Source organism: Planktothrix sp. FACHB-1355, assembly GCF_014748295.1.
GTDB lineage: Bacteria > Cyanobacteriota > Cyanobacteriia > Cyanobacteriales > Aerosakkonemataceae > Aerosakkonema > Aerosakkonema funiforme_A.
Genome location: NZ_JACJUP010000346.1, coordinates 1 through 5,808 on the forward strand (window position 1 = coordinate 1; position 5,808 = coordinate 5,808).

Sequence of the window (5,808 nt, forward strand, 5' to 3'; positions counted from 1 at the left end):
TTTTTACAATACATTTGTACTATCCGTGGGTAGCGATCGCACTCCTGCAAGTGCCTTAACAAAAGTTCATACAGTGTCGATTACTTTTGTCCGACTACTTAATGGCTACCTTTACCGATACCTCATCGCCTCACCAAAGCTGACCGTTATGGAATGATGGCTGCAATCCTCGACGAATCCATCAGTGATGAAGAACGCGGTTGTCTCGATCGCTTGATTCGTTCTTTTAATACCCTTCAAAAGCAACTAGCTGAAAACCAATTCGATGATTTTGCTCTCGCTTAGGGAAATGGGTCACTCTGGGATAAACAAGCAACCGTTGTCTGTGATTACCTGTGCGCTCGATTTGTTTTTTAAGTCCCTCATAAGACTTTTTGTGTCTAGGGGCGTAGAACAGAGAGTACAGCTTTTGCTCGATTGAAATCGACGCTAGTTCGTTTTCATCAAAGCGAACATCACCCACGATAATACCAATCACTTGAAAAAGGGCATTGTTTGGCACTGAAGAGGCATCCCCTTCTAGTGAAGGTTCGGCTGGAGTCGGTGTAGCTTCTAGCTCCTGAGTAATATCTGGCAGAGGTGTTTTAGCTCGTTTGATCGGTGGTGGTAATTTCGTTGGCTTTGATTGCGCTCCAGATGGTTCAACTGGTGTGAGTGGCTCAACTGATGCGGATGCCTCAACTGATGTGGGTGCCGCCACTGGTGCGGGTGGCTCCACATCCTGTTGCAAAGACTCCGGTGCTGGCGGCGTTTGAGTAGACTTCTGTGACTTGAGCGCGATGATAGTTGGCTTAGTAGGTACAGATGCGATCTCGTTTGGTTTCGGCTTGGGTGATTTTCTGGCTGCCATTGTGGTTTTTTAATAGTTGAATGTCGAATAACGAATTTTCATAACCTCGACTGTCAAGGCTCTAAAGCAGGCGCGGGTAAGAAATTAAGCCATTGAGAATTGCTTTCTTAACAGATTAAAGTACAAATTTTGATATGAGGATTAACCAACAAATTAATCCTAGCCGGAAAAAGCGGCGATCTGGTGCGATCGGTATGGAGAGCCAAAGTAATATAGATAAAGTTTTCTGTGGGACTGAACCGCATTCTGTTCATTCACACATGGATGGAGAATAGAAAATGATGAACGAACAAGCGACAGTTAGTGCAATAGGCGTATGAAAGCGTATCTACACAACGAACTTGATTATTCTTCTAAGTTCTCTGGTAATACTTTTGAGAATTGGCAAGCGCATACTGTCGCGATCGCGTAGGGTGAATACGATATCTAAAATCATCGATAGTTAGGCGCTGAAGCCTCCATCAATCATCAAGTTTGCGCCTGTAATGTAACCTGCTTCAGGACTCGCTAGATAAGCGACCATGCCCGCAACCTCTTCAACAGTGCCATAGCGGGCGACTGCGATGTGCTTCGTAAGCATTTCAGCAAATTCCCCAGTTGGAGGATTCATTTCCGTCGCGATCGGTCCTGGCTGCACGTTATTGATCGTAATGCCTTGCGGTCCGAGATCCCGGGATAGCCCTTGTACCAAACCTTGTAAAGCGGATTTGCTCATCGCATATACACCACCTCCTGGAAAGGGCATCCGTTCGGCGTTGGTGCTGCCAATGTTAATGATGCGTCCACCTGCTTGCATATGCTTGGCTGCGGCTTGCGTTGCGACAAAGACAGCACGCACATTAACGGCAAGGGTGCGATCGAAGTCCTCCAGTTTGAAATCATTTAGCGAAGCGATTGCCAGCACACCAGCACTATTAACCAGAATATCAATGCCGCCTAATCGATCCACCGTTTGCTCAACCGCAGCGACTACCGCACTAGCATCAGCACTGTCAGCTTGGATGGCGACAGCCCGGACACCTAACGCCTGTGCTGCCTGTGCAACTTCATTGGCTCGAGCGGGTGAACTGCTATAGGTGAAAGCAACATCAGCGCCTTCACTGGCTAAACGCTTAACGATCGCTGCCCCAATACCGCGACTGCCACCCGTGATGAGTGCGCGTTTGTTCTTAAGTGTGTGATTCATATTCAATGCTTGATGTCAGAACGTTGGTTTCCGGTTCAACGGTTGGTAATACTTTGGTTGCTACCCAAAGCGTGTGAGGACTACCCGCCAACATACTATCCATTAAATCGCAAATATCTTCACAAAGATGGCAAAATAACTTAATAATTTTCTGGCTGGAAAGCGTTGCTCTGCCGTTAAATGAGTAAAGAAAAAGTAGGATTAGGCCAGAATTGGGACAAAGTTCCCAAAAAAAGCCAAAAAAACAGCAGATGTCATGTATAGGAGAAAAAGGGAGCGTAAACAAGAGAAAAATCTAAGCCCCCAGCGATACCCGTTTCTACGTCTAAAGATATAAGTTTATTTAATGAAAAGCTATTAAATTGAACAATTAATTCAGATAGAAACTTATGGCAACTGAGCAAGAACTTCAATCTCTTTTTAATACCTTAGATAGAGATCGAGACGGCAAAGTCTCCATTCATGAGCTTTTTTTAAGCCCTGGTTTAACTGCAATCATCTCGGCTGAAACAGGTATGAGTAGTCCCCAGGAATTGCTAGCTAGGTATGGAGATAAAGACGGTAGTATCACCTTTGAAGAGTTAAAGGAAGTAGTTAAGAAAGCAAATAATTTAACCTAGCTGTCGCGTCACACACTAAATAGGTTCTGACGCAGATTTGGTGAAATGGGCATTGAGCCAATCATATCTAGTGCAGCGGGGCAGAAATAATCCACCAGTTCAAGTGGGCTGTGGGTAGCCCTGGAATTGCCAGACAAAAGGTTTGGCCAAAGTAAGGACTGAGGATTTGACATGAGAGCAATATGCCAATTACCAATTAATGTTTGAGTTCCATGCCTAATGTACTCGAATTCTACCTTTTTCACCTGTTTAAACTTCATCCGACTCATCGGATGAAGCCTTTATAATGCTTGAATTCCAGTCATTTCATCTGTACTAATCAGATGAATTCCTTGGTTAAATAATTCTAATGCTTGTTGATGCAGTTGACAAATTTTGGCTACTTGTTGTCTAAATTCTTCCGGGTCATCTGGATTGCTATTTAACCAATAACGATGACGATGGGGTTGTAAAGTTGCCTCTTTTTAAAAAACGCCCGACGCTGCGAGGTGAAATATTTTCTACAATTGAACGTTTGATCGCATAAGAGTGGTAGCTCTCCTGGTGTCCAATGACTGACTGGACGTTCTGACTCCACTGGTTTTTCACAAGCGAGCGCTACTATCTGTATCACTTGCTCGGTGCTGAAGAGATTGGGCGTACCCTCGCGTACTTGGTCGCTTAAGACTACAATTAGATTTAATATTCCAGGAGATAAATATATATACTTAGACATTTTCTCATCATTCAATTGACAGATTAGAGCCCAAATCATTTTAGAGAAGATGTTGGGTGTTTGATTTCTGCCCTTAGAATTAGGAATTACAGGCAGAAAAATGAAAATATAGAAGATAATGGATGGCTAATCTTTGCTTTACCCGCCTCCAGGCTGCACTTCAATAAATACACTTAATTATGAAGATTTTGACTTCATTGGTGACGGCAATGCTACTTGCAGGTTCTACCATTGCACTACCCGTTCAGGCGCGACGGCATCAGGATTACAAGACTCAATCACTCAGCGATCGAAGCCTCTCATTCGATCGCCCATCACCAGCCAGTGCATCGAACGCCGATTCTACTTACCACGCTACTGGTGCTCGAAAGGCAACCGTGTTCGCTCCCCCATCTAACGTTCGCGATCGACCAAACGGTAATATTGTCTGTAGGATTACCACTCGTCGTCAGATAAACGTCTATCGATTCTATGACAATAGCCAACAGTGGCTTTCCACCGATGCCTGTGGTGACGATCGGTACGGCGTGATTCATATCAGCCAGATTCGCTTTTAAACCGCGATCGCACCTCAATTAAACCGTTAAATTCACAAAAGCAGTGATAGTAAAAGCGATCGCATTGGTGTAGATAATCAGCAAGCCGTGCTACCAAATCGATCTGAAGTTGTCATAATATTGCACGCGCGATCGCTAAACGTTGTCGCTGTCCGCCTGATACGCCGATTAGAACGAGGAGAATCGCGATCGCTTTTAATTGTGGGCGGAAGTAGGAGATCGATCGCACGACGATCTGTATCAACGAACGTTGGTTTATCGTGCAAGATATAAATTGCTGCATAAAAAAGAAATGTAGTTTCTCATACAGAATTCCCGACTGAAGATATTTTTGCTACAAAACATACGCAAACACGTAAAACAACGCGATCTTCGTCTACCAGCTCGGTCACGCTTTCCAAACGCGCAACCATGAGAACGGTGTCAGCCCGAACGCCGTCTCCGGTATCTAGAAAATCGCGGGCATAGAATAGATACCACTGTCCATCATCATCCCGAAACCAGCTCTAAGGCCGGATAACTATTAGCTCAAGTTAATATTTATAATATTTAGGTAATAGTAGTAAGTACTAGAAATTTAAAGATTACTCCGGAATATTTTATATTTGTCTTGTCATCTGTTATTACATATATCCATAAATAAATTGGTAATAATAAAAGTTATCCGTTCAAACCAGATAGGTTACAATGGTTTTTGACTTGATTAACATATTGCCTGTTTACTGTCAAGGTTGCGCTCGGTTCGCCACTCTATTTACAAGGTGATTTCGCTATTCAGCCGAATAACACTCGCTCAAAGATACTAAAATATATCCCACTGTTGTTTGGGTACCATCAGTTAGCACAAGTCTGGCTGAACCTTCGATTTGAGCGACAAATGCTTCCATGCGATCGCGCAACCAAAATAATTCTAATCCCCGCAGTTTCCCTTTCGACCCTTGCAAGCCATCCGCACCCTCCAACTCCAGTCGAGTAGGATGGGGTTTAGGCCAAGATGCCAAATTTGGCGGTCGGCGATAGATGGGATAGCGATACTCTGAGGTAGGATAACGACTGGCAGTATAAACTGGCTCATAGTACGCAGTAAACAAAACACTGCCAAAACCGTCTTTACCGACAGACTGATAAAACACAAATTCCCGTTTCACAGCTGCCTGAAGTTCTTGAGGCGAATTAGACTTTAGCACTAATTCTCGGAATCGCTTGAGACTGTTTTTGACGCGAGAGCGTGTAATTTTTGTAACTCTATAGCGTCGGTAAGCAGTAGCCGCAGTAGGAGTTTCCAGGTAACGCAAACTTTTATTGATCGCACTTAGTAGTGCTTGCTTGTCTTTTTGCTCACCATTTTCACCCCAAATCTGTTCATCCAAACCCCAGATGCCTGAATGACAACAAACCTGAAAAGCCGACTCTGGGACGGGTAAGAGCGGTACGCCGGATGGCGCTGGTAACTCAAAAATGGGCATATCATATTCGGGGATAGCCGAATATTCTGGCTGTTTCTGTTGGACTCGCTCGACCGCTTTATTCCTAAAGGGTTGTATGCAGCCTGAAAGAGTGATTAGAATCGACCCCAAACTGAGGGTGATAAAAACAAGTTTCCAATTCATTTACGAAAGAGCGATCGAGTGTTGAAAATAGGCTGTATAAGTGTCTACTATCAGGTCAATAGACTCTACAAACGGTAATCGTGCGCTCGGCAGACTGTGATAGTTATGGAAGAACTTCAAATCTTCCCCATAATTAACGATCGCGCTACTGACGAAGATGTCCCCATCCCATAATATTAAGTAGTCGGACAAAAGTAATCGACACTGTATGAACTTTTGTTAAGGCACTTGCAGGAGTGCCTTCGCACAGCGTGCCGTAGGCATATCGTG

At 44.1% G+C, this 5,808-nt stretch carries 7 protein-coding genes and 1 pseudogene; 4 read left to right on the forward strand and 4 right to left on the reverse strand.

Annotated features, from left to right (window positions below; all coding sequences use genetic code 11):
- Nucleotides 1-101 precede the first annotated feature (101 nt).
- A pseudogene (locus tag H6S82_RS33600) lies at nt 102-285 on the forward strand (hypothetical protein); the annotation flags it as partial.
- Here H6S82_RS33600 and H6S82_RS15485 read toward each other — a convergent pair.
- Nucleotides 227-850, reverse strand: a complete 624-nt coding sequence (locus H6S82_RS15485) for a hypothetical protein (RefSeq protein WP_190475817.1) — start codon at nt 848-850, stop codon at nt 227-229. The pseudogene H6S82_RS33600 and the gene H6S82_RS15485 overlap by 59 nt on opposite strands.
- A gap of 134 nt (nt 851-984) precedes the next feature.
- Between H6S82_RS15485 and H6S82_RS15490 the strand changes: the two genes are divergently transcribed.
- Entirely contained in the window at nt 985-1,125 is a 141-nt protein-coding gene (locus H6S82_RS15490) for a hypothetical protein (protein WP_190475820.1), read from the forward strand.
- Between the two features lie 167 nt (nt 1,126-1,292).
- Here H6S82_RS15490 and H6S82_RS15495 read toward each other — a convergent pair whose 3' ends face one another.
- Complete coding sequence (locus tag H6S82_RS15495) at nt 1,293-2,036, reverse strand: SDR family oxidoreductase (RefSeq protein ID WP_190475822.1); 744 nt, start codon at nt 2,034-2,036, stop codon at nt 1,293-1,295.
- 389 nt (nt 2,037-2,425) lie between these two features.
- Between H6S82_RS15495 and H6S82_RS15500 the strand changes: the two genes are divergently transcribed.
- Nucleotides 2,426-2,656, forward strand: a complete 231-nt coding sequence (locus H6S82_RS15500; RefSeq protein ID WP_190475823.1) for an EF-hand domain-containing protein — start codon at nt 2,426-2,428, stop codon at nt 2,654-2,656.
- 894 nt (nt 2,657-3,550) lie between these two features.
- Nucleotides 3,551-3,928 carry a hypothetical protein gene (locus H6S82_RS15505; RefSeq protein WP_190475827.1) on the forward strand — a complete coding sequence of 126 codons (378 nt, stop codon included), beginning with the start codon at nt 3,551-3,553 and terminating at the stop codon, nt 3,926-3,928.
- Between the two features lie 112 nt (nt 3,929-4,040).
- Here the strand turns inward: H6S82_RS15505 and H6S82_RS33015 are convergent, their stop codons facing one another.
- The gene (locus H6S82_RS33015; protein ID WP_190475829.1) at nt 4,041-4,211 is read right to left on the reverse strand and encodes a hypothetical protein; all 171 of its coding nucleotides are present in this window, start codon (nt 4,209-4,211) and stop codon (nt 4,041-4,043) included.
- A gap of 487 nt (nt 4,212-4,698) precedes the next feature.
- Nucleotides 4,699-5,538: an MltA domain-containing protein gene (locus H6S82_RS15510; RefSeq protein ID WP_322112037.1), complete on the reverse strand. Its 840-nt coding sequence runs from the start codon at nt 5,536-5,538 to the stop codon at nt 4,699-4,701.
- Nucleotides 5,539-5,808: the final 270 nt, after the last annotated feature.